The sequence below is a fragment of the Vibrio sp. vnigr-6D03 genome (genome assembly GCF_002835515.1).
In the GTDB taxonomy this organism is placed as follows: domain Bacteria; phylum Pseudomonadota; class Gammaproteobacteria; order Enterobacterales; family Vibrionaceae; genus Vibrio; species Vibrio penaeicida.
The window spans coordinates 77,466-100,601 of record NZ_PIZL01000028.1 but is presented as its reverse complement, the minus strand read 5'-3'; the positions used below and the strand labels follow the sequence as shown (position 1 = coordinate 100,601).

The window sequence follows — 23,136 nt, the reverse complement described above, 5'->3', positions numbered from 1 at the left end:
GAGTTTGCGATTGTGGGTTAGCTTTCATTCTTTCCGCCTTTAACGATCTCTATATTGGCGGTATTTAAACGAACTTCGCCTCCCTGAAGTTGTAAGATTTGGCAGGCATCTATGCCGCTAAAGCTGGCTGTATCTCTTAAGCGAGTGCGCAATCGATGAAGGCGTATTCGGGTATTTTCAGGCTCGATACCGAGTGAATTGGAGAGCTCATTCAAATTCACCCATCCGCAATGAGCAGGTTCATACCCTAGTGCGCGATCAGAATTAGATTGTCTAGCCAAACAAAGGAACAAATAGAGTTGGTTGTATAGACGGTGCCCGCCAATGGTTGCCGTGTGTTCAGAATCATTAATGGATAACTGGATTTCTTCTTCATCACTGGAAACATTTATGTGGAACGTCAAATCTTCAATGGTTCGCACCACCGGACGGTTCTGGCAGGTTTTTTCTTCTATGCGGTTGGTTTGAAGTGTGTATTCTCCACCATCAATGTGAATGGTGTCGCCATCATAAACTTTGGTGCTTTCCCAGTTGTCGTCAACCAATGTTTCTAGATACCAAATCCCATTTTCAAAGTAGAGGGAAAACTGTTTGGAGAGCTTGGTGAACGGCTTATTCAAGCAAATGGAAGGAAGAGACTTGGAATTAATCAGCATATCACTTGGTTCATCGCTCGATACCAATGTGAAAGTATCACCAGCCTTTGAAGATAAAGCGATCTGATCGTTTTTCTGTAGAGCGACGGTTTGGTCTTTCGCGATTCTTTTACGGTTTACCCAAACACCATTTGTGCTTTTATCTTGAATGTACCAACCGTTTTCTTGCCAAAACATGACGGCATGTATTCGAGATATATCGTTTCGTGATAATGGCGTATGGCAATCTTTTGAACGACCAATCGTGTGATACTGCCTTAAATAGATACTGTCACCCGAAGATGAATTCAGTATCCCCCCATGAAAATAGACGCTTTCTGATAATGGAGAGGCTGATGCACTATCGGATGTAGATGGTTTCTGATCGAATGATTGAGCTTTATGATTGATCGACATGAGTATGTATCCAGACAGTATCTTATGAATTTATATCGATTCAGTTTTATAAGGATAATACGCATATAGTTTTATTAATGACAACGGTTATTAGTACGTAGTGTAACCATTTGCAAAAATAATGAGTGCCGTTTCACGGTATTACAGACCAACACGAACGAGAGATCAGGAATAAAAAAATAAGGCCAGTATAAAAATACTGACCTTATGAATAATGTTCTTTAACGCAGAAGCTAAGAAGCTTATCTCATGGTAACAAACTCTTCCGAGCCCGTTGGGTGGATAGCCACCACGCTGTCGAAGTCTTCTTTGGTTGCGCCCATCTTCATGGCGACACCAAAGCCTTGAATCATTTCGTCTACTGCGAAACCAATACCGTGTAAGCCAACCACTTTTTCATCATCGCCTGCACAAACCAATTTCATTTTGCAAGGTTGACGATGCTGAGTAACCGCGGTGTACATAGCCGTGAAGCCCGAAGTGTACACTTTAACGTTCTCTTCGCCGTATTGATCAATGGCTTCTTTCTCGGTTAAGCCAATGGTGCCAATTGGTGGATGGCTGAATACCACGGTAGGCACGAGGTTGTAATCCATTTTTGCGTTTGGCTTGTTGTTGAACAAACGCTCAGACAACTGGCGACCTGCTTTAACCGCTACAGGTGTTAGCTCGATACCGCCTTCCATGATGTCGCCTACACAGTAAATACCATCAACGTTGGTTTGCTGGTATTCGTCTACTTTGATGTAGCCGTAATCGGTGGTTTCAACACCTGTTGAAGCAAGGTTGATAGCATCAGTAGCAGGGTGACGACCGATCGCCCAGATTAGGGTGTCGACATTTTGGCTACGACCGCTTTCGAAATGCAGCGTTAGGCTGCCATCGTCTTCTTTCACGACTTCTTTTGGAACTGAATTCGTATGAAGTGTTGGACCTTCTGCTTCCATCACTTCCATTAGCGTTTCAACGATAAGCGGGTCAAAGCTGCGAAGTGGTGACTCTTTACGTACAAACAGATGCGTTTCAGTACCCAATGCGTTCAATACGCCTGCGATTTCAACGGCAATGTAGCCTGCACCCACAACCGCTACGCGTTTTGGTTGTTCTTCAAGGTCGAAAAAGCCATTGGAGTCGATGCCGTATTCAGCGCCAGGAATGTTAGGGATAGTCGGGCGGCCGCCTACTGCAATAAGAATGTGGTCTGCGGTGTAATGCTCGCCGTTCACTTCTACTGTTTTCGCATCAACAAACTTAGCAAAGCCTTTAATCACATTGACTTTGTTGTTGCCCAATACGCGGTCGTAAGACTGATGAATACGGCCAATGTAAGCTTGACGGTTTTCAACCAGCTTACTCCAATTAAACCCTTTTACATCAACATCGAAGCCATAGTCTTCAGCATACAGATTCATTGCTTCTGCGACTTGAGCGCCATGCCACATCACTTTCTTTGGAACGCAACCTACGTTTACGCACGTACCGCCAAGATCTTGAGCTTCAATGAGCGCGACTTTGGCACCATACATCGATGCACGGTTTGCTGAGGCAATGCCGCCGCTGCCGCCGCCGATGCAAATATAATCAAAATGTGTTGCCATGACTTTCTCCGATTATTGTTTCATTTATTATTGGGTTGCGCTCTGAATGATTCGTTCAAGCTTATTCTGGAACGATCCATTCCACCTTAAAGTGACCCGTTACTGGCGCAATTACTTCCTTTAAATATGGAAGAATTTCTTTCATTTGGCTTTCTAGCTTCCATGGCGGGTTGATCACAATCATCCCAGAAGCGGTCATGCCGCGCTCATTAGTATCGGCAGAGACGCCCAGTTCTATTTGTAATATCTTTCTAATTCCGAGTTTTTCAAGCCCTGAGAGCATGTCATCGATATCGTGACGGTTTACCACTGGGTACCAGATCGCATAAACACCAGTCGCCCAACGTTTATGAGATTGGGCAATGGCATTCACGACATCGCGGTATTCGTGTACTAATTCATAAGGCGGATCAATCAAAACAAGACCGCGTCGCTCTTTCGGTGGCAAGCTTGCTTTTAAACGTTGAAACCCGTCTTCTTTGTAAATGCTGACTTGGCGATCACGATGAAACTCTTGTTCCAAAAGAGGGTGATCGCTCGGATGAAGCTCGGTTAACACCATTCTGTCTTGCTTGCGAATATGAGCACGCGCGACACGAGGTGAACCAGGGTAGTAACGTAAACTGCTATCCTGATTCAAAGACTGGACGGCTTCAAGGTAAGTTTGTATTTCTTCCGGCAGGTTGTTTGCTTGCCATAAGCGAGCGATACCTTGTTTGTATTCGCCCGTTTTTTCGGACCATTCGTGCGTTAAGTCGTAGCGACCCACACCAGAATGCGTATCGTGATACACGTAAGGTTTTTCTTTTTGATTCAATGCGTTCAGTATTAAAGACTGAACAATATGTTTCAGTACATCGGCATGGTTGCCTGCATGGAAGCTGTGACGGTAACTTAACAAAATAGTCTCTTACAAGTTTGAATTGGCGAGCGCAAGAGGCTCATTATATCAAAGGCAGGGTTCACTGTGTGAGCCTTGCTGACGTTGGCTATTGAAAAATCCCGTCCCGACCTACATTTAGTAAAGGACAAAATGATAAAAGGAATGAAAAATGTCTAACCCATTACTGACGTTTACTGATCTTCCCCCGTTTTCCGACATTAAGCCAGAGCACGTAAAACCTGCCGTTGAGCAAGCGATTGATGCGTGTCGTGCCAAAGTGGATGAAGTGGTCGCAAACAATGCGACACCAAGCTGGAACAGCGTATGTGCACCATTAGCGGAAGTGGATGACAAACTAAACCAGATTTGGTCTCCAGTGAGTCACTTGAACTCGGTAAAGAACAGCAACGAGCTGCGCGAAGCGTATGAAAGCTGCCTTCCATTGCTGTCTGAGTACGGCACTTGGGTTGGACAACACAAAGGTTTGTACGACGCGTACAAAGCAATAAAAGCTTCAGATGAATTTGGTACTTTGTCTCAGGCGCAGAAGAAAAGCATTATTGATGCGCTGCGTGACTTTGATTTGTCGGGTATTGGCTTACCAGCAGACGAGCAACATCGCTACGGTGAAATCAGCAAGCGCATGTCGGAATTGAGCTCTCAGTTTTCGAACAATGTGCTGGACGCTACCATGGGGTGGTCGAAGCAGGTTACCGATGAAAAAGAGCTGGCTGGCATGCCCGAATCGGCATTGGCGGCAGCAAAAGCTGCAGCAGAAGCCAAAGAGCTGGATGGTTGGTTGCTGACACTGGATATCCCTTCTTACCTTCCAATTCTGACTTACTGTGATAACCAAGCCCTGCGTAAAGAGCTGTACGAAGCCTACGTGACTCGCGCTTCTGATCGCGGCCCTAATGCGGGCAAGTGGGATAACACTGAACTGATCACAGAGCAGTTGAAACTGCGTCATGAAATTGCCCGTTTACTCGGCTTTAGTGCGTTCAGTGAAAAATCACTGGCGACAAAAATGGCTGAAAACCCACAGCAAGTGCTGGGCTTTTTAAACGAGTTGGCGGTGAAAGCCAAACCACAAGGTGAGCGTGAAGTTCAAGAACTGCGTGATTTTGCAGAGCAAGAGTTTGGCGTTTCTGAGCTGAATCTTTGGGACATCGCTTACTACAGCGAGAAACAAAAGCAGCATCTATTCCAGATTTCTGACGAAGAGCTGCGCCCGTACTTCCCTGAAGATAAAGCGGTATCTGGTCTATTTGAAGTCTTGGATCGCGTGTTTGGCATGAAAGTGACCGAGCGTGAAGGGGTAGACGTATGGCATGAGTCGGTGAAGTTTTACGACATCGTAGACAGCAATGGCACATTGCGCGGCAGTTTCTACCTAGACTTGTACGCTCGCGAGCACAAGCGTGGCGGCGCGTGGATGGACGAATGTCGTGTGCGTCGTACTAACGCCGATGGTGAATTGCAAACCCCAGTGGCTTACTTGGTGTGTAACTTCAACAAGCCAGTGGGCGATAAGCCAGCACTATTCACTCACGATGAAGTTGTTACCTTGTTCCACGAAACAGGTCACGGTATTCACCACATGCTGACGCAAATCGATGTATCGGCGGTATCGGGCATCAACGGTGTACCTTGGGATGCCGTCGAACTGCCAAGCCAGTTCCTAGAAAACTGGTGTTGGGAAGAAGAAGCGCTGGCGTTTATCTCGGGTCATTACGAAACGGGCGAACCGCTTCCAAAAGCCATGTTGGATAAAATGCTGGCAGCGAAAAACTTCCAATCCGCGATGTTTATTCTTCGCCAATTAGAGCTTGGCCTGTTCGATTTCACGCTTCACACCGAATACGATCCAGACATTGGTGCTCGTGTATTAGAAACGTTGGCGCAAGTGAAAGAGAAAGTTGCGGTATTGCCAAGCGTTGAGTGGAACCGTTTCTCTCATAGCTTCAGCCATATTTTCGCGGGTGGCTACAGTGCAGGTTACTACAGCTACTTATGGGCGGAAGTGTTGTCTTCAGATGCGTACTCACGTTTCGAAGATGAAGGTATTTTCAATGAAGATACCGGACGTTCATTCCTGAATAACATTCTGGAAATGGGTGGCAGTGAAGAGCCAATGGAATTGTTTAAGCGTTTCCGTGGTCGCGAGCCTGAAATCGATGCCTTGCTACGTCACTCTGGTATTACGGCATAATTGCTCTGCCTGACTTAGATTTGTAAAAACCACCTTCGGGTGGTTTTTTTATGGGTTCACGTTTCTATTGATGGGATTTTGCAGAGAAATCAGAGTCTCTGTGGACTGAACTTCATCGATGGCTTGAAGTTTGTCTATCAGCACAAATTGCAGCTCTTCGATCGATTTACACATTAGCTTTACAAAAATGTTGTACGCTCCCGTGGTGTAATAGGCTTCGACCACTTCATCTAAAGCATTCAGTTTTTCTAGAGCAGAATGGTAATCGCGCGCCGCATTGAGGTTGATTCCGATAAAACAGCAGACGTCGTACCCCAGTTTTTTTGTATTGACGATCACTTCCGTACCTTCAATCACATCCGCCGCTTTCATTTTTTCGATGCGCACGTGAATAGTGGCTGGGCTGACGTTGAACTGCTTTGCCATTTCTGCATAAGGGGTTCTGGCGTCTTCCATTAGCGCTTTAAGAATTTCGCGGTCCAGATCATCAAGACGTGCTGTGGCGGTTTGCATACTTGTTTCCTTTGCTCAACCCCGATAGATGGAGGGTGTAAGCCTCTGATTCATTGACTACATCCTATCTTGCAAACTCATGCTTCACAACAGCTCTTGAGGTCATCATCTGATATACTCACTGAAATTGAATGGATATAGAGAGAGCGTACCGAGTGCGGATTGTTGGGGTAATACTAACGCTCATGTTGAGCTTTGCCTTACAGGCGAGCGAGAACGTATTGGTGGTGCATTCATACCATCAAGGCTTTTTCTGGACGGACAACTTTCAAGAAGGTCTGGCTCAGCGTCTCGACACACACCAAATCCCAAATCGCGTGTTCTACCTCGATTCTAAGCGCTTACAAACGCCGGAATATTTTGCCCAATTAGAAAACTTATTCAAAACCAAGCTAGAACAAGAGTCTTTCAAAGCCATCATCGTGAGTGATAATAACGCGCTTAACATGATGCAAAACCTGCATGAATACGTCGGTGACACGCCCGTTATCTTTGGCGGCATCAACAATTATTCACCTAAACTTCATCAAGATCTGAATGCCACGGGCATTTCCGAAAACATTGACCTTCATAACAACATTCGCTTGATCAAGAAGTTACAGCCGAATGTTGAGCGCGTTGTCGTGCTTACTGATTATTCAGTAACAGGGGAGGCAGCCAGAGCCCAGATCGCCAAATACCTGAATGAGAACCCAGAAGACCGATCACTGGTGGAAAATGTTGTTCCAGAGTCATTTGATAAACTGCTGGATATTGCCTCTAGCTTAAATGCAGAAAACAGCATCCTATTCTGGATTTATTTTCGGGATAAACAGGGCAACGTAATTGAGGACGTGTCGTGGAAAACTCTCAATGAGCGAGCGAATGCCCCTGTGTATATGGCTTACAACGCGGGTCTTGGGTTGGGCAGCGTCGGTGGTTTTATGCAAGATGGGTTTGCCAATGGCTCTGCGGTCGGAGAGCTGCTTGTTAAAGTGTTGAACCAGAAGGAAGGGGAGCCAATGCCTGCCCCTCGTCCTATTCGCACCCATTTAAAATTGGATTATCAGGTGTTGCAACAGTGGGGCATGAAAGACTCAGCAGTGCTTGCGGATACCATACTGAACAAACCAGAGCCTTACTTTGTGCAGTACGCCCGCGAGATAAAAGTGCTCTCAATGGCTGTCTTTATTCTATTGGTCGTTATTGGCTCGCTGCTTTATTACATGAAGCGCCTTAAACAGAGTGAAACACAAGCCAAGCAAAGCCAAGTTTTGCTGGAATCCATATTTGACCAAAGCTATCAATACATCGGCATAGTGGATCAGTTTGGAAAATTGGTATCGAGCAACAACAAACTCCAAGATTTACTGTATGTGAAAGGGGCGCAGTATGGTCGTCCCATTTGGCAATATCGCGGGTGGTGTGACGAGTCAAAGAAAATCTTCAAAGAATACCTTGAGCAGATAGGGCAAGAAGACTCCGTTCGATTTGAAGCAGAGCTGGTTCGCCAGCATTACGGATTAAGCGTTCTGGATGTTGCGATTAAGCCTCTGCCTCATGAGTTTGGTGAGCAATGCCATTTCCTTTTAGAAGCGCAAGACATCACCGCACGTAAAGCGACCGAGCAAAAATTGCTCGCCAGTGAAGCCGATTTTCGTCATTACTACGAAAAGCAACCCGTGATGATGATGACGTTGGATGAAAACAACCGAATTCAAGCGGTGAATCGATTCGCACAAGAGTTGTTGAGCTATTCCTCGCAGCAAATGCTGGGCCGGAAATTGGAAGATTTCTATGCCGGTTCGGTAGAACTGAATGCGCGACAGGTGTTACTTCAGCCCAAACCCCACCATCTTTCTGTTTGGCGACGCGAAATTGAATACACGACAGCGAGCGGCTTCACCATATGGGTTCGAGAAAATATCCGCCCATTAACCGAAACTCATCAATTACTGATTGTGGGTGAAGACATCAGTGAAACCCATGATTTATCACAGCAATTGGCGTATCAGGCCCAACACGATTTACTGACAGGCACTTACAACCGAAACTTCTTTGAGCAGCAATTGCAAAAAGCCATGGTGGAAGTGGAAGGGCATGTTCGCACTCACGCTATGCTGTTTCTCGATCTCGATCAGCTCAAGGTTATTAATGATACGGTAGGGCATGAAGCAGGTGACGAAGCCATTGCATTTTGTGCGTTACTGATACAACAAATATTGCCCAATAGCGCCATTTTATCGCGCATGGGAGGTGATGAGTTTGCTGTGTTATTGCGAGATTGCACCAAAAGTGAAGCGACCGATATTGCTCAGTCGATCATTGACCAATTGAACCAGCACCCATTTGTTCGTGATGATCTGACGTTGAACATCAGCTGTTCCATCGGCATTCGTCTTATCGATCATACAGCGGACTCGCCTCAGATGGTGCACGCGCACGCAGATACGGCGTGCCACGCCGCCAAGGAAGAAGGCAGAAACCGCTATCAGCTTTACTTGCTTCACGATGAAGAGCTCAAACAGCGTGAACGCGAGATGGAAAGCGTGAATTTGGTGCATGAAGCGATTGCGAATGAGCGTTTGCAGTTGTTTGCCCAGCAAATTCAGGGTTTAGACGAGGAGAATGCTCACCAATGCTACTTTGAAATATTGGTTCGGCTGGTGGACTCCAATGGAGACTACATTTCCCCAGGTGTCTTCATGCCTGCGACTGAGCGTTACAATATTGCGCATTTGGTTGATAAGTTTGTCGTCACTAGGACGTTGAGCTGGCTGGATGAACACCCAGAGCAAGCCGCGCATCTCGATCGAGTATCGATTAATGTTTCGGGTCAATCAGTAGGTAACCAAGACTTTATGACAACGTTGAAAGACGCGTTGCAGCAGAGCAATTTTCCTAATCACAAAATCTGCCTAGAGATAACTGAAACTGCAGCGATTCATAGCATAAAGCAAGCGAGCCAAGCATTTACCGAATTGAAATCTTTAGGTTGTTTGGTGGCGTTGGATGATTTTGGTTCTGGACTGTCTTCATTTGGTTACCTAAAAACCCTTCCTGTCGATATCGTGAAGATTGATGGCATTTTTGTACGAGAAATAGACCAAAATGAGAGCGATTATGTCATGGTTCGCTCCATTAACGATCTCGCTCAGCAAATGGGCAAAGTCACGGTTGCTGAATTTGTGGAGTCGTCTGCCGTGATGGCTTGCTTGAGCAAACTAGGTGTGAATTACGGTCAGGGTTATCATATTGGTATGCCCAAACCTCTGTCAGAACTGGTGGACGAGCTCGTTCTGGAAAAGCGCACGTTACTTACGGAAAGTGACTAGCACTTATGGAAAGTGACTAGCGGCATCCACTAAACGGTTCGTGATTGCCATTCGTGATTATTGTGTGAATCTGAGGTTATTCAGGTAAACTGACGCAAAAATTTCCCCTTGGAGCCAACCGTGCAGCTGAACCTTATCTGCGAAGCCCCTCATCGACAACTTGAACTCAACGCCATTGCTGAGCAATGGGGGCTGACTCATGACCCTGAATCTGAATTTGGTTTGGTGCTTACTCATGAACGCTTAGAGCTACGCAAGTTAGATGAAATAAAGCTTGGGGCGATCTACGTCGACTTAGTGGGTGGAGCCGTCGGTCACAGGCGTAAATTCGGAGGTGGTAAAGGGCAGGCAATCGCCAAAGCTGCGGGTTTAAATAAAGGGGCGACACCGACGATTCTGGACGGCACCGCAGGATTAGGACGAGATGCATTTGTATTGGCTTCTCTGGGGTGTAAAGTTCAAATGGTGGAGCGAAACCCAGTGGTAGCGGCGCTGTTAGATGACGGCTTATCAAGAGCCAAACTCGATCCAGAAATTGGTGGCTGGGTGAGTGAAAGAATGTCTCTTCTTCATGCATCGAGTCTCGACGCGTTAAATGAATTGCGTAATAACGCAGAGTTTGAAGCCCCTGATGTGGTTTACCTCGACCCAATGTATCCTCATCCAGAGAACAAAAAGAAATCAGCGTTAGTGAAAAAAGAGATGCGCGTCTTTCAATCGTTAGTCGGCGCAGACCATGATGCTGATGGGTTATTAACGCCTGCTTTTGAACTCGCAACAAAACGCGTTGTGGTTAAACGCCCTGACTATGCCGACTGGTTAGATGGCGAAAAACCGTCCATGGCGATAGAGACCAAAAAAAATCGATTTGATGTATATGTAAAGGCATCAATGACATAACAATTCGACGCAAATTACCGCTTGCTTCGGCGCATTCCGATCTGTATATCTAAGTAAGAATGATTCTTATAGTTAATTGCTTCTGTAGTTAACCCTAGAGCCGGAGCAGTAAAATGGCAGAGCGTTTTTGCAAACTAAATCGTCGTGACATCAATGCCAGTTTGGGTGAAATCCATGCTTTGGTGTCTTCCCCTAAATATCTTTGCCGTTCTTGTGCGCGTTCATCTTCTGACAAAAAGAATTTGTGTAAACCTGCCGCTATCCCGCCAGCCTCTTGCATGGAAAATGCCTCAGTGAAACAAGTCAAATGTGGTTTGGTTGCCGAATCTCTCGCTGCTGATCGCGTTTTGGAGCAAGCCACCTCTGCTGCCGATGGTGTTGAAATCTCGATTGAACCATCCCTGCCTATACTGACCACAAGCAATGAATTGACGTTGTCGAAAAAAGCATTGAAAAAACAAAAGAAAGGTCAGAAAAAGCTGAAAGGCATATTGAAAAAACAGAAGAAAATACTTAAAAAGCAAAAGAAATTACTCAAGAAACACAAGAAATTAGAAAATCGCTTCAGTCGAATTAATCAGGGTGTTCTTGCGGCACAGGGGAGCTTGCCTCAACACCAGCACATTCATTGATTCAACGCAGCGTGAAAAATACATAAAAATGGCGAGCTCAATGCTCGCCATTTTTTATGTCTCACGTATTTGGTCGGGTTTAGAATCTAGATTTAACAAACCTTAGCTATCTTGCAATGGCACCACCAACATATCGACTGGAGTGCAATTGATGAGCTGTCGCGTAGAAGAAAGCAGCTTGCTCCAAAAATCTTGGTGGTGCCCACACACCACCAAATCTATTTTCAGGTCATTGATGGCTTCGCATAGCTCGCCGCTCAAATCTCCTGTTCCAACTAAGGTATGTTTAATCGGATAGTTAGCGTGGTCGGCCAATATTTGCAGCTGTTTTTGGGAGGCTTCCATATTGTGGTGTTGAGTATTGGCAAGGTTGATATCGATAAGCCCGGTATAGAGCTCGGCATAATTCACATCGATGTGAATAAAGGAGACAGCGGCTTCAAGAGGGGAAGCAAGTTTGACGGCTTTCTCAATCAGAATTTTGCTGTCGTCTGATAGGTCGACAGTGACCAATATATGTTGATAGCTCATAATCTATACTCCAGCCCGTGCTCGGACAATTCCCTTCAACAGTTCTGATTTAAGACTAGCATTTCATCTATCAATATTTTGCCAAAGAGATCCCATTGCTATCTTATACGTACCTACTCATATTAAATTAAGGTAGATTTTTGGTTCACGATAGGGTTTTTTGGGGCTAATTGTTCTTATTCTCAATGAGAAAATTGAAGCATCGACGCTCCCGTATATCGTGTTATAGTGACAACAATTACAAGTAGTTAACAGGAGCATTTCATGCTGTCTCAGACAATGGTCGAACAACTGAATGAGCAAATAAATCTCGAATTCTTTTCATCCAATCTATACTTACAAATGAGTGCTTGGTGTGAAGATAAAGGATTCGAAGGTGCGGCCGAGTTTTTACGTGCTCATGCAGTAGAAGAAATGGAGCATATGCAACGTCTCTTTACTTACGTGAGTGAAACAGGGGCAATGCCTATCTTGGGTGCTATAGAAGCGCCAAAGCACGAATTTGGTAGCCTTGGTGATGTTTTCCGTGAAACGTTTGAACATGAGCAAATGATCACTCAAAAAATCAACAAACTGGCGCACGGTGCATTTACTAGCCAAGACTACTCAACCTTTAATTTTCTTCAGTGGTACGTTGCAGAGCAACATGAAGAAGAGAAATTGTTTAAAGGGATTTTAGATAAGCTGGAACTTGTAGGTGAAGACGGTAAAGCGCTGTTCTTTATCGACAAAGATCTAGCAGCCATGGCAAAAGAAGGTTCGTCTTCTATCATGGACGCTTCCGCTGCAGTCTAAGTAGCGAGTTAAAGTCAATTTGATTGTCTTTTCCTTTTGGCGTCTAAGAAGATGTAGGGAGGAAAAGATGATCAGTGTCGATACTATTCTATTCACGCTTATGCTCGTCAGCTGCGTTAATATGGCGAGATACCTTACCGCGTTACGCGCGCTCATTTATATCATGCGCGAAGCCCATCCATTACTGTATCAGCAGGTAGATGGTGGTGGTTTTTTCACTACGCACGGTAACGTCACCAAACAAGTCCGACTTTTTCATTACTTGAAAAGCCGCGAGTATCTGCATCATCACGATCCTATTTTTACCGGGAAATGCAATAAAGTCAGAGAGTTGTTTGTACTCACGACAACATTACTTGGTGTGACTTTATTTGCTGCCATCATGCTGTAATTAAAGGCTCAACAAGACGAGGTAGAAACCCAGCGTAACTCTGGGTAAAATACCCATCAGATTTGCAAGGATGCGCGATAATTCGCGCATCCTTTTTATTTTGATTGAGCGCAGCAAACCCCAAAGCTCAAGTCGTTGTGGAAGAAGTAATGAGTTCAGAATTTGATGTCGTAGTCATTGGTGCCGGAGCGGCAGGCTTAATGTGTGCAGCCGAAGCGGGCAAGCGTGGTCGTCGAGTATTGGTGGTGGATCATGCCAAAAAGCCGGGGCGAAAAATTCTGATCTCAGGTGGTGGTCGGTGTAACTTCACTAACTACGATGTGACGGCAAATAACTTCTTGTGCCAGAACCCTCATTTTGTGAAATCCGCCTTGTCGCAATACACCAATTGGGACTTCATCTCGCTTGTTTCGAAATATGGCGTCGATTTTGAAGAACGCGATCATGGGCAGCTGTTTTGTCTCGATTCAGCCAAGGACATCGTGGACGTTTTGCTAAAAGAATGCGACCAACCGAGCATTACCCAACGCTATCGCGCTGATATCCACAACATTCAAAAAACAGACAGCGGATTTTCACTTCATATAGACACCGACGAAATCACCTGTGAATCTTTGGTGATAGCCACGGGTGGTTTATCCATGCCTAAATTGGGTGCGACGCCATTTGGTTATCAAGTCGCCGAGCAATTTGGGCTAGAAGTGATTTCGACTACCGCAGGTCTGGTGCCTTTTACTCTGCACAAAGAAGACAAAGAAGCGTTTGAGCCACTTTCAGGTGTTGCAGTGCCTTCTGAAATCACCGCCGAAGACGGCACCGTTTTCAAAGAAGCACTGCTGTTTACCCATCGAGGTTTATCTGGCCCTGCGGTGTTACAGATATCCTCATTCTGGCAAGCTGGTCAGAAGGTTACGATTAACTTAATTCCTGAAGCAGATGTAATGGATCTGCTGACCACTTCTCGCGAAAAACACCCAAATCAAAGCTTAAAGAATACGCTTTCCAAAGTACTTCCTAAGCGTTTGGTTGAGACGCTAATAGAGCGCAAAGAGCTGGTGGATAAACCCCTCAAGCAATTCAACGACAAAGAGCTGCAAGCAATTGAAGCTTACTTAGAAAACTGGCAAATCCTACCTAATGGTACCGAAGGGTATCGCACGGCAGAGGTTACCTTGGGTGGCGTGAATACCGATCACCTATCTTCCAAAACCATGGAGTGCAAGGATATTCAAGGGCTGTACTTCATCGGAGAAGTGATGGATGTGACGGGCTGGCTTGGTGGCTACAATTTCCAATGGGCATGGTCGAGCGGTTTTGTTGCTGGGCAGTGGGCGTAGGACTGTTTTGAGACAATATAGATTGCCCGTAAGCACTAAAGTTCGCCCGCAAGAGCATTTTGAGACAATAAAGTTTGTTATGCATCCTTGAAAGTGTAACGTCTGTCTTAATGGTTAATATCTACGGTTGTAAGGGTGAACTGAACTAAAGCATAGTTCTTATAGAGGTAGTGCTTTCTGTGCTGATTGGAATCTAACAGAGGCGACAAACAGAGGCGATGTTGCCAAACTCATTTCTGCCCGAAATCGTTTAGGGTTAATACTCTTCATTGCATTGAATATGTGAGATTGTACTACTAAAAATCACTCGAATTTAGCGAGTTTTTAATCTTTATACGTCCTGTAACTCATCGGATTCGAACGTAATTTATTGATAAAATGTACAAAATGCTTATGTGTCTATAGTTTCATATGTGTAAACCAAGTATTATTTCCTAACTTATAATGTATTTTATGCTCCTAAAGTAGGATGAAAATGACTAGTAACAAATTTCCTCGCGGTTCTGAATGGCGTCAGTGGGACCTACATATTCATACCCCAGCCTCATTTCACTGGGAAGGTCAAAAGTTTACTTCAGATCTAAACTCCCCCCAAAACACTCAACTTATAGATGATATGATTCACGCTATGAATACAGCAAAGCCAGCTGTATTTGCAATCATGGATTACTGGACTTTTGATGGTTGGTTTGCGCTAAAACACCGCCTAAAACAAGCGGATGCTCCCAAATTAGAGAAAACCGTATTCCCTGGTATTGAACTACGTTTAATGGCTCCGATGAGAGGGAGATTAAATGCACACGTTCTTTTCTCTGACAAAATATCTGATCAGGAACTAATTGATTTTAAGAGTAAGTTACAACTTGCATTAATTGATAGACCGCTGTCAGATTCTTCCTTGATGCAAGTTGCGAGAAATGCTCCGCACGATAAGTTACGCCATCATGGGTTTGATAAACAGCGTGTTACTCAATCTGAGAGTGAGGCTCTCGAAGCAGGGTCCAAAATCGCTGAGGTCACGTGCGAAAGTTACCAAAAAGCTATTAGGAACGTCAGTGATAACCAGGCTATTGGTTACATGCCCTTTAATACTAACGATGGCCTTACTGAAATCGAACGTAACGAACATTACGCGTACTCATTGACCCTTTTTAAGTCTTCTCCGATATTTGAAACAAGAGACTACGGAACATGGGCTGCGTTCGCTGGTGTAAAAATAACTGAAAATCAGCGGTGGTTTGATGCATTTCAAACCGCTCTAAATAATCAACCTCGCCTTGCTGTTTCAGGTAGCGACGCTCATAGATTCAATGGTGAACCTGGAAATAATGACCGTAGGGGATATGGTGACTATCCATCAAGAAAAGCAACATGGATAAAAGCGAATCCTACATTTGAAGGGTTAAAGCAAGCGATTAAAGAACCAGGAAAGCGATCTTTTATTGGGGTAACGCCCCCTAAGCAACAACTAGTAAGTGAGAATAAAAGCCGTTTCATTGAAAAATTAGAAGTAAATAAAACAGTTGGCTCGTCACTTAACGATTCTTGGCTTGACCAAACAAAATTATTCCTAAACCATGATTTGGTAGCGATTATAGGAAATAAAGGTAGTGGTAAAAGTGCATTAGCTGATATTGCAGCCTTACTCGGAAACTCGAAACAAAGTCACCATTTCTCCTTTTTGAAAGCAAATAGATTCAGAGGGAAAACAGGTGAACCAGCTAGTCATTTCTATGCGAAAGCAACATGGGGGGATGGCAAAGAGTTGGAGAAAAATCTAAATGAAAACCCAGCGACTGAAAACGTTGAACTCGTAAAGTATATTCCCCAAGGGCACTTTGAAGAACTATGTAATGCACATGTATCTGGCCAGTCAGATGCATTCGAAAAAGAGCTAAGATCGGTCATCTTCTCACATGCTGATGACTCTATTCGTTTAGGTTCTCACGACTTTGACCAGCTTATTGAAAAACAAGAAAGTTCACTTCGAAGTAAACTCGAAAGCTATCGCAGCGCGTTGCACAAGGTAAATGAACAAATATCTTACCTTGAGAGTCAAATGACGGATGAAGCGCGCAAAATTCTGGAAGAACTATTGGCTCAAAAACAGAGACTTCTGGAAGAACTCACCAAAGTTAGGCCAGAAGTAGTTCCTGAACCAACAAGTGAACTTACTGAGGAACAACAAAAAGTAGCTGAGCAGTTGGGAACGATTAGCCAAGAACTAGAAAAGTTACAACAACAGAATGAAGCCAACCGAGAAGAGTCAACAAAGCTAGCAGCTAAAAGAAAAGCATGTAAGAACATCGAAGCAGGTTTTGAAATTGTCAAACGTGCGTTAAGTCAATTTACATCTGAGTTTAGCTCTGACGCCCAACTTCTAGACCTGGACGTAGAAAAATTAGTTACATTAGAAATTGATGAAAAGGTAATTTCAGAGTTAGAAAAAGACTGCGCTAATCGAGATAACGAACTAAAAGAAAGTCAATTGGCTCTTGATGCTAAAAAGCAATCTCTTACGGAGAAGAAAGCCCCATTAAACGCGCAATTAAATGCACCACAGCTAGCATTTCAGCAATATAAAGAACAATTTGTAGCTTGGGAAGAAAAGAGAGCTTTACTGTTAGGAACTAAAGATGAGCCAGACTCATTCGAGGGCGTAAAACATAGAAAAGCCCAACTAGATGAACTTCCAAATCAAAGACTCGATCTACTTGAGCAACGAGTCGGGTTAGCCCGTCAAATATTCAAAGCTCTCGATGAGCAAAAAGCGAATCGCGAAGCTCTTTTTGAACCGGTGCAATCTCTCATCCAAAGTAATGCGCTGATCCGTAATGAATATAAATTGCAATTTAAGGCTGAGCTAAGTAGCACAACGGATAAAATTTCAAACAAACTATTCTCCATCGTAAAACAAGCGTCGGGAGAGTTTAGAGGTGAATCAGAAAGCCTGTCGGTAATAAAAGAGCTAATGGATAGACACGATCTTGATAATGAAGATTCACTTATCAGCTTTATTCAGGAGTTACACCAAAAGCTAGAGGATGCGTCTAAGACAACTGCTGGAATAACTTCTCTTTTGCGTAAAGACCGTTCTTCAAATGAAGTTTATGACCTAATATTTGGCCTAAGTTACCTTGAGCCAAGGTATACACTGATGTTCCAAGGGGCGCATATTGGGCAGCTTTCACCAGGCCAAAGAGGGGCATTGCTATTAATTTTCTATCTACTAGTGGATAAGGGCAATTCTCCTATTATCTTGGATCAACCAGAAGAGAACTTGGATAATGAAACAATCGTTAGCTTACTTGTACCAGTTTTAACTGAAGCCAAACAGAGGCGACAGATCATTATGGTTACCCATAACCCAAACCTGGCAGTAGTCTGTGATGCTGAGCAAATAATTCACTGCGAGTTTGATCGAAAAAATGGGCATAATATCACTTATACACCAGGTGCTATTGAGTGTAGAACAATCAATAACAAAGTAGTTAATGTGCTTGAGGGTACAATGCCTGCATTCGACAATCGTAAAATTAAGTACATGTAAACAATGTGTATCCAGTCTATTAGAGCCATTCTGATAGACTGGGGTATAAAATAATGATGAGACTTCTGGTGTATGTGCGCCTTAGAAGCCTAATTGGATCAAATACTCATTAACATGCTTTCCATGTGAGTTTCCCTGAAGGTGAAAATATCTAAGAATTCCTAGCTTATCTTCAGTCTATCTTTTAGATTCCTAGGAGATAGATATTTATACTGTCTACTACCTTTCTCTTTGTTTTTTATCAGAAGGTTCAGGTCTACCAACTTATCCAAGTAACCTCTTGAGGCTGCAGCTGTAACGTTGAATTCCACCTGCCATTCCTTAACCGTAAATTCACGACCAGCATCTTCAAGCGCTTTCTTAATAATCGTAATATGTTGATTCATCGCGATTGCCCTGACCTGTTAGAGCGTATTAAAGGTGGTGTGAATAAAGGTATTCGACAGCAGCGTGATGCCAAGCAAATTGAGCTGAACGAATACAAAGAGCGCAATCGAGAGCTTCGAACTGAGGTCGCAGAGTTAAAAGCCATGTTATCTAAGGTTCAATCGCAAAACGCTACATTAATACGGAAAAATATGGTGTTAAGTGGTGTTAGTGCTAAAAATAGCAATGTTACACAGTTATTGTACAGTAAGTAACTGTATTAAAAGATAAAATAAATATATTTACTGAGATTATTTGATAGTTTAATTTCAATAAAATCGCAACAACATACAAGTCCATATAAAACAAGTACATATGCTTAGTTACATGTAACGTGGTATTTATAAAGTTTGCCCGTAGCGTACAACTCATTGTTTCAGTTGATAGAGTTTTGATGGCTGTTAAGCCAATGCCCTTAGCTGATCTGGATAAGACTTACACCTTACGGGCAAGCTCTATTGTCATTCATTTTGTATTAACGGGCAGACTTTATTGTTCCTGCACAAGGACAAGTTACTAGCTATAAACCTTGATTCAAGATTCAGGCGAGACAGTTCTATCTAAAAAGCCAGTCAGCTATTGCTGACTGGCTTTTTTACTACTGTTATGGTTTTTTCCTAACCAAACGCATCAGACTGTAATTTTGTGAATGGGCACTCAGTGGTGAACTGTGACCATTAAATGGAACCGTATAAAAGAATAAGTAGTCACCCGGTTGATTCGAGTCTGTACTTACTTGAAGTGAATGATAAGCCTTCCCTCTATATATTTTTTCAGACGCGATAGCTTTTTCATTATCTGGCCAGTCCCAATCAAAATCCGTATCTTTTAGCGCAATGATCTCTTCTGTTGTGAGACCAATCTTATAGCTAAACATAGGATACGTTGCTGGAACACATCGATCATTATAGATAGTGAGCAGATCTTTCATATTTGGCAAATACCATAAATGGTTAGATTCCCCTAATCGCTGATTTTCTGCTTCAACGATTTCTAGGGTTTTTTCTCTCACATTCGGATAGAACTTACGCTCTGGGAACAGATCCATAGCCACGGTAGGTACACCCTCGCAACTCATTTGATCGCTACTCAGTGTTTGCCCGATAAAACAGTAACTCCACTGCAGACCAGTCGCTGCATCATTCACTACTTTGTAATCTCCTGCATCGGTGGTGATCACTTCATGAGTAAAGCGGTTACTTGGGTTCATTTCCGTATCGGCTAAACATACGCGTAAGTCTTCGTTAGCCCATGCAGACGTGACCATCAGAGATAAACATGCTGTTAAATATTTCACTCGTTTGTTCCTTTTACTCTGCATAGTAACCATCACTGATTAATACCAGTGGGTTATGATCCGAATTATTAAAGTGCTTAGCTTCTAGCCAGAACGCTGTCAGTGCTCGATTTTTTAGGCCATCCATACTTGGCGCATCTAACCAAAATCCATGGAATGTGCTGCTGTTCATTCTTGGGAAGTGCAAATTAGGGAAATAACGAGTATCTAGGTTGGACGCACGGTTTCTACCAAAGTCGAACAAGGCGTAACTCTCTTCCAGCGTAGGAATACGCCAGTTGCTTAATCCACAACGTTTTTTGCTGTTTACCCAAGTAATCTGGTTCTCAACCGTACATTGCTTTGGATCCGTAGAAACGACGTTCAAGTTAGGTAACGCACAGGTGCCATCAAACACATCACCAGCGTTGGTTGCATCTCTAACAAACATATTGTCACCATCAAAAATGGTGTAAGGCTCATCATCTTGACGTCCATGTTTGGTTTCCCAAACCAGCCCAGTATGGGCATCAAGGACACAAGAAAACGGACTTTGCTTATACGTCAGGTCTTGTCGAATCAATGGTACGCCATCATTGTTCAATTTGACGTAGCGGGCACCCAACATGCCATCTTTATTGCTATTTCTGGCTTTACCACTTAGTGGATCACATGCTGTGTCGCTGTCTCTACCACGGTGGCTATCATCAGACTCAATACCAGCAGTCACACGTGAGTCAGCAATATGGATATGTTGAGGGGAATAGGTTAATAGAGCACTTGGCGTTCCAATATTACTCTGAACACGGATATGATAAGCCTGCTCAAATGTTAGCCCTGTGATGGTTGCCCTTAACTTATTCGTCGGTTTTTGATGTTCTGCATCGGCAACATTTTCAAATTGATTGCTGCCCCAACCTAATGTGTATCGAGTGGCACCAGCTTGTTTATCCCATCCAATGGTCACCCAGTGGCCATCTTCATTTTTGCCTTTACCATCAATTCGAACACCCAGCACTTGATCGTGATTAAGAACCACCTGACAGGTAGGATCCAACACGCTTACTGGGTAAACGGTTACCCAACTTCCTGGCCTTGAAAACTCGAAGTAGTATTTGTCTTCCTCTGAGTTGGCTAATAGCTGAGTCATATTTTGAGTAATGTGAGAGACATTGACATCAAGGTTATCAATGAGCACTTCACCAATGGCATACTTAGCCGAAAATCTGTCTTGCAAGTTCTCCATATCTGGCAGCAGGTTATTACTGGATACCACGCCGTAGTTTCCTAACATGTCGATACCAAGAATATCCAGAACATCCATATAAATGTCGGCGCTTTCAACCAGATCGATCGCTCGACCAAACAACTTGCCTTCCACTTGCAGTGCAAATATTGCAGCCAAAAATTCAACCTGCTGACGGGGTAAAGCATTATATCGAGCAGCGATCTCATCAAGGGTCAACGGGTAGAGGTAACCCGCGTATCCATGCTTTGATAACGAGGTTTTGAACATTAACGCCGCTTGCGCACTCGAGATATAGCCGACGCTTAATCGTTCTAGTTCGCTGATTTCTAAAGTGCCATTACCATTGGTATCACGTTTCACTAATTCACAGAATGATCCCAATACCGACCTTAGCTGGACGCCAGTTTTGTTATCGCGGATATGAATGGTCAACGTGTCGTGCATTTCATCTTCCGTGTACTCGTAGTTGTGCTCAAACACTCTGTTCGGAACTGGCGGTTTGCCTGGCTGACATCTCTCTAAATTATTATCGACATTGCGCAATGGAATGGTAAAGACAAAGCCATTTTTGCCTGCATAATCAATGCTTTTTCTGCGTTGACCATCAAGTTCAATCAGAGCAATCGGTTCATGGCGTCCAATAGGTTGACGACCTTTGATGTCGTCGCTTTTTGGCTTGTTTAGGCGAGTACCCAATACCACTTCTACTGACGCTTCTTCTAACTCGACTGGGAAACGGCCACTGATACGAAGATGCTGTTCAGGCGCCAACCCCATTATCTGTTTTTTAAGCGGATGGTGGTAATTGGCATACTCTAATTTACCCCAAGATCTTAAATGACGCCTTTCTATCTGCTCATCTGGGGTAATGTTCATCTGAGGATAAGTAGGCACCGTTTTGCCAACTTGCGCTTTATAATGTTTCCAGATCGGCTCTTTAGGACCAGCAGCGAGAGCAACCAGTATTTTTTTGCCCAATGCTTGTAATCCCGTACCACTGCCCGGCCAAGTTGTATTGAGCAGAGTAAAGTACTTGCTAGGATTAGTGTCTGGGTCGGCAGCAACATCCTGCTTATATTGTTCATAAATACGTTCAATATCAGCCGGACTCAATGTCCAAGTAATAGCGGCGCCTTTACCGGTTTCGATGTCGAGAACATCATAGAGCCCAAGCAAATCGTACTGACTGTCACGCCATGAATCGCTAAGAACTAGGTCAAATGGTGCATCAAACACCGTAGGTTCGCCGTCCCCCGGGTTCGCTATGGCGACATGCTCTTTAAGTTTCCTGTCCTGACTCCAATCGAGAGTCAGTTTACGCTCTCCTTGGTCCGCCATTTGCTCATAAACTGCAGCCAGTTCCATCACTAGCTGTTGGGTATAAACCAGCTCTCCACGAGCATTGGCAAGTTGCTGAGTCGTCAATCTAAACAGCCAATTTAACATTGCCCTGTTATGGTTAGATGGGTTAATGACTTTTAGCTGAGCGGTATTTATCTCAACCACCTGCTCGTCTACTGGTGTATCGGGATTACCTTTAATCAGTAACCATTGTTCGGGCGTGAGGCTTAGGGTGTAACTGCTATAATAAGAAGGACGCCAGCTACTGCTGCCCGTGGTCTTCATATGGTCATTGATAGCCGTTCTTTGATCTTGTGTTAAATGCACCCAAGTGCTGTTACTTTGCTCTGACAGGTAACGCCTAACTGCTTCATTTTTTTGTCTAACGGGCAGATTGGCATACTGGGTTAAACTGGTAGAAAGCAGATGTTTAGCGACAGTATTAAATGCTTGGGTAATGGGATCTAACGACAGAGTCACTAACTCGGTTTCATCAATCACACCATCACCAGAACTATCCATTTGAATGATGCTCGCTAAGGTGTCTAACTCCGTCTTAAAGTACTTACTTTGCGCTGTTGTAGTGGCGGCGGCGCCTGCATTGCTGCTTCTAGTACTCGCCGTTGATTGGTCTACGATCCAGCCTTCCACAGAAATAGGTTGATTGTCAGGCCATTGTGAGACTTCAAAGGTGTATTCATAACTGCCTTCCGGTACAGCACTCTGCCATGTGTCACAAGTGTTCCCCGCACACACTTTGAACTCAAAAATATCGGTAGCCGTTGCCAGAGGCACAGGCCCTGAAATAGTAATATCCCGAAGCTGAGTCGGTGGTTGCGGAGGGGTGACCACTCCCCCTGGGTTACCGGGCGTTGTTCCTGGGTTTCCGGGGGTCGGGGTTCCCGGATTTCCCGGCGTAGTGGTTCCACTGCCCCCTCCTCCGGGGGTCGACGCTACTCCATCTGTTGGTCTATCGCTACAACCTAAGGTAGCCAAACCAAATAAGCCGGTAATAACTATTCGTCTAAAGAGCATGTTTATTCCTTAAAAACACTATTCCAGTCAAAATGAAACGGAATATCATTCTGCAACAGCGTCTCACAAGTGATTATATGTGACTGGTATTCTGTATAATT

The 23,136-nt window shown here is 44.1% G+C and carries 17 protein-coding genes; 9 read left to right on the top strand and 8 right to left on the bottom strand.

Features of this window, described 5'->3' with window-relative positions:
- Positions 1-17: 17 nt before the first annotated feature.
- The 3 genes from CW749_RS22265 to CW749_RS22255 all read right to left on the bottom strand — a co-directional run bounded on the left by CW749_RS22265 (position 18) and on the right by CW749_RS22255 (position 3,551).
- Positions 18-1,052: an FHA domain-containing protein gene (locus tag CW749_RS22265; protein WP_101114591.1), complete on the bottom strand. Its 1,035-nt coding sequence runs from the start codon at positions 1,050-1,052 to the stop codon at positions 18-20.
- 242 nt (positions 1,053-1,294) lie between these two features.
- Complete coding sequence (gene gorA / locus CW749_RS22260; RefSeq protein WP_101114590.1) at positions 1,295-2,650, bottom strand: glutathione-disulfide reductase; 1,356 nt, start codon at positions 2,648-2,650, stop codon at positions 1,295-1,297.
- Between the two features lie 61 nt (positions 2,651-2,711).
- Positions 2,712-3,551 carry a 23S rRNA (adenine(2030)-N(6))-methyltransferase RlmJ gene (locus tag CW749_RS22255; RefSeq protein ID WP_101114589.1) on the bottom strand — a complete coding sequence of 280 codons (840 nt, stop codon included), beginning with the start codon at positions 3,549-3,551 and terminating at the stop codon, positions 2,712-2,714.
- Between the two features lie 151 nt (positions 3,552-3,702).
- On the opposite strand from CW749_RS22255, the gene prlC reads away from it, so the two are divergent.
- Positions 3,703-5,745 carry an oligopeptidase A gene (prlC, locus tag CW749_RS22250; protein WP_101114588.1) on the top strand — a complete coding sequence of 681 codons (2,043 nt, stop codon included), beginning with the start codon at positions 3,703-3,705 and terminating at the stop codon, positions 5,743-5,745.
- Positions 5,746-5,793: 48 nt separating this feature from the next.
- Here the strand turns inward: prlC and asnC are convergent, their stop codons facing one another.
- Positions 5,794-6,258: a transcriptional regulator AsnC gene (gene asnC, locus CW749_RS22245; protein ID WP_101114587.1), complete on the bottom strand. Its 465-nt coding sequence runs from the start codon at positions 6,256-6,258 to the stop codon at positions 5,794-5,796.
- A 131-nt stretch (positions 6,259-6,389) separates the two neighbouring features.
- On the opposite strand from asnC, the gene CW749_RS22240 reads away from it, so the two are divergent.
- From CW749_RS22240 to CW749_RS22230, 3 genes are all read left to right on the top strand, one after another.
- Positions 6,390-9,572, top strand: a complete 3,183-nt coding sequence (locus tag CW749_RS22240) for an ABC transporter substrate binding protein (RefSeq protein WP_101114586.1) — start codon at positions 6,390-6,392, stop codon at positions 9,570-9,572.
- A 120-nt stretch (positions 9,573-9,692) separates the two neighbouring features.
- A complete protein-coding gene (locus tag CW749_RS22235) occupies positions 9,693-10,472 on the top strand; it encodes a class I SAM-dependent methyltransferase (RefSeq protein WP_101114585.1) in 780 nt (259 codons plus the stop codon).
- Positions 10,473-10,585: 113 nt separating this feature from the next.
- A complete protein-coding gene (locus tag CW749_RS22230) occupies positions 10,586-11,104 on the top strand; it encodes a hypothetical protein (RefSeq protein WP_101114584.1) in 519 nt (172 codons plus the stop codon).
- 102 nt (positions 11,105-11,206) lie between these two features.
- Here CW749_RS22230 and CW749_RS22225 read toward each other — a convergent pair whose 3' ends face one another.
- Positions 11,207-11,635, bottom strand: coding sequence for a universal stress protein (locus CW749_RS22225; RefSeq protein WP_101114583.1), 429 nt, complete (start codon positions 11,633-11,635; stop codon positions 11,207-11,209).
- Positions 11,636-11,899: 264 nt separating this feature from the next.
- Between CW749_RS22225 and ftnA the strand changes: the two genes are divergently transcribed.
- The 4 genes from ftnA (at position 11,900) to CW749_RS22205 (ending at position 17,708) form a co-directional block, all read left to right on the top strand.
- Positions 11,900-12,430 carry a non-heme ferritin gene (gene ftnA, locus CW749_RS22220; RefSeq protein WP_101114582.1) on the top strand — a complete coding sequence of 177 codons (531 nt, stop codon included), beginning with the start codon at positions 11,900-11,902 and terminating at the stop codon, positions 12,428-12,430.
- A 67-nt stretch (positions 12,431-12,497) separates the two neighbouring features.
- A complete protein-coding gene (gene uspB / locus CW749_RS22215; RefSeq protein ID WP_101114581.1) occupies positions 12,498-12,821 on the top strand; it encodes a universal stress protein UspB in 324 nt (107 codons plus the stop codon).
- 149 nt (positions 12,822-12,970) lie between these two features.
- Positions 12,971-14,158, top strand: a complete 1,188-nt coding sequence (locus CW749_RS22210) for an NAD(P)/FAD-dependent oxidoreductase (RefSeq protein WP_101114624.1) — start codon at positions 12,971-12,973, stop codon at positions 14,156-14,158.
- A 475-nt stretch (positions 14,159-14,633) separates the two neighbouring features.
- A complete protein-coding gene (locus CW749_RS22205; protein WP_101114580.1) occupies positions 14,634-17,708 on the top strand; it encodes a TrlF family AAA-like ATPase in 3,075 nt (1,024 codons plus the stop codon).
- Between the two features lie 161 nt (positions 17,709-17,869).
- Here the strand turns inward: CW749_RS22205 and CW749_RS22200 are convergent, their stop codons facing one another.
- Entirely contained in the window at positions 17,870-18,094 is a 225-nt protein-coding gene (locus tag CW749_RS22200) for a hypothetical protein (RefSeq protein WP_237322539.1), read from the bottom strand.
- Here CW749_RS22200 and CW749_RS22195 point away from each other — a divergent pair.
- Entirely contained in the window at positions 18,083-18,349 is a 267-nt protein-coding gene (locus CW749_RS22195; protein WP_237322538.1) for a hypothetical protein, read from the top strand. The genes CW749_RS22200 and CW749_RS22195 overlap by 12 nt on opposite strands.
- 389 nt (positions 18,350-18,738) lie before the next feature.
- Here the strand turns inward: CW749_RS22195 and CW749_RS22190 are convergent, their stop codons facing one another.
- Together CW749_RS22190 and CW749_RS22185 are read right to left on the bottom strand one after the other, a co-directional pair.
- Positions 18,739-19,431 (bottom strand): hypothetical protein, encoded by a 693-nt coding sequence (locus CW749_RS22190; RefSeq protein ID WP_101114579.1) that lies wholly within the window; start codon positions 19,429-19,431, stop codon positions 18,739-18,741.
- Positions 19,432-19,444: 13 nt separating this feature from the next.
- Positions 19,445-23,035, bottom strand: coding sequence for a DUF1566 domain-containing protein (locus CW749_RS22185; RefSeq protein ID WP_101114578.1), 3,591 nt, complete (start codon positions 23,033-23,035; stop codon positions 19,445-19,447).
- Between the last annotated feature and the right edge of the window lie 101 nt (positions 23,036-23,136).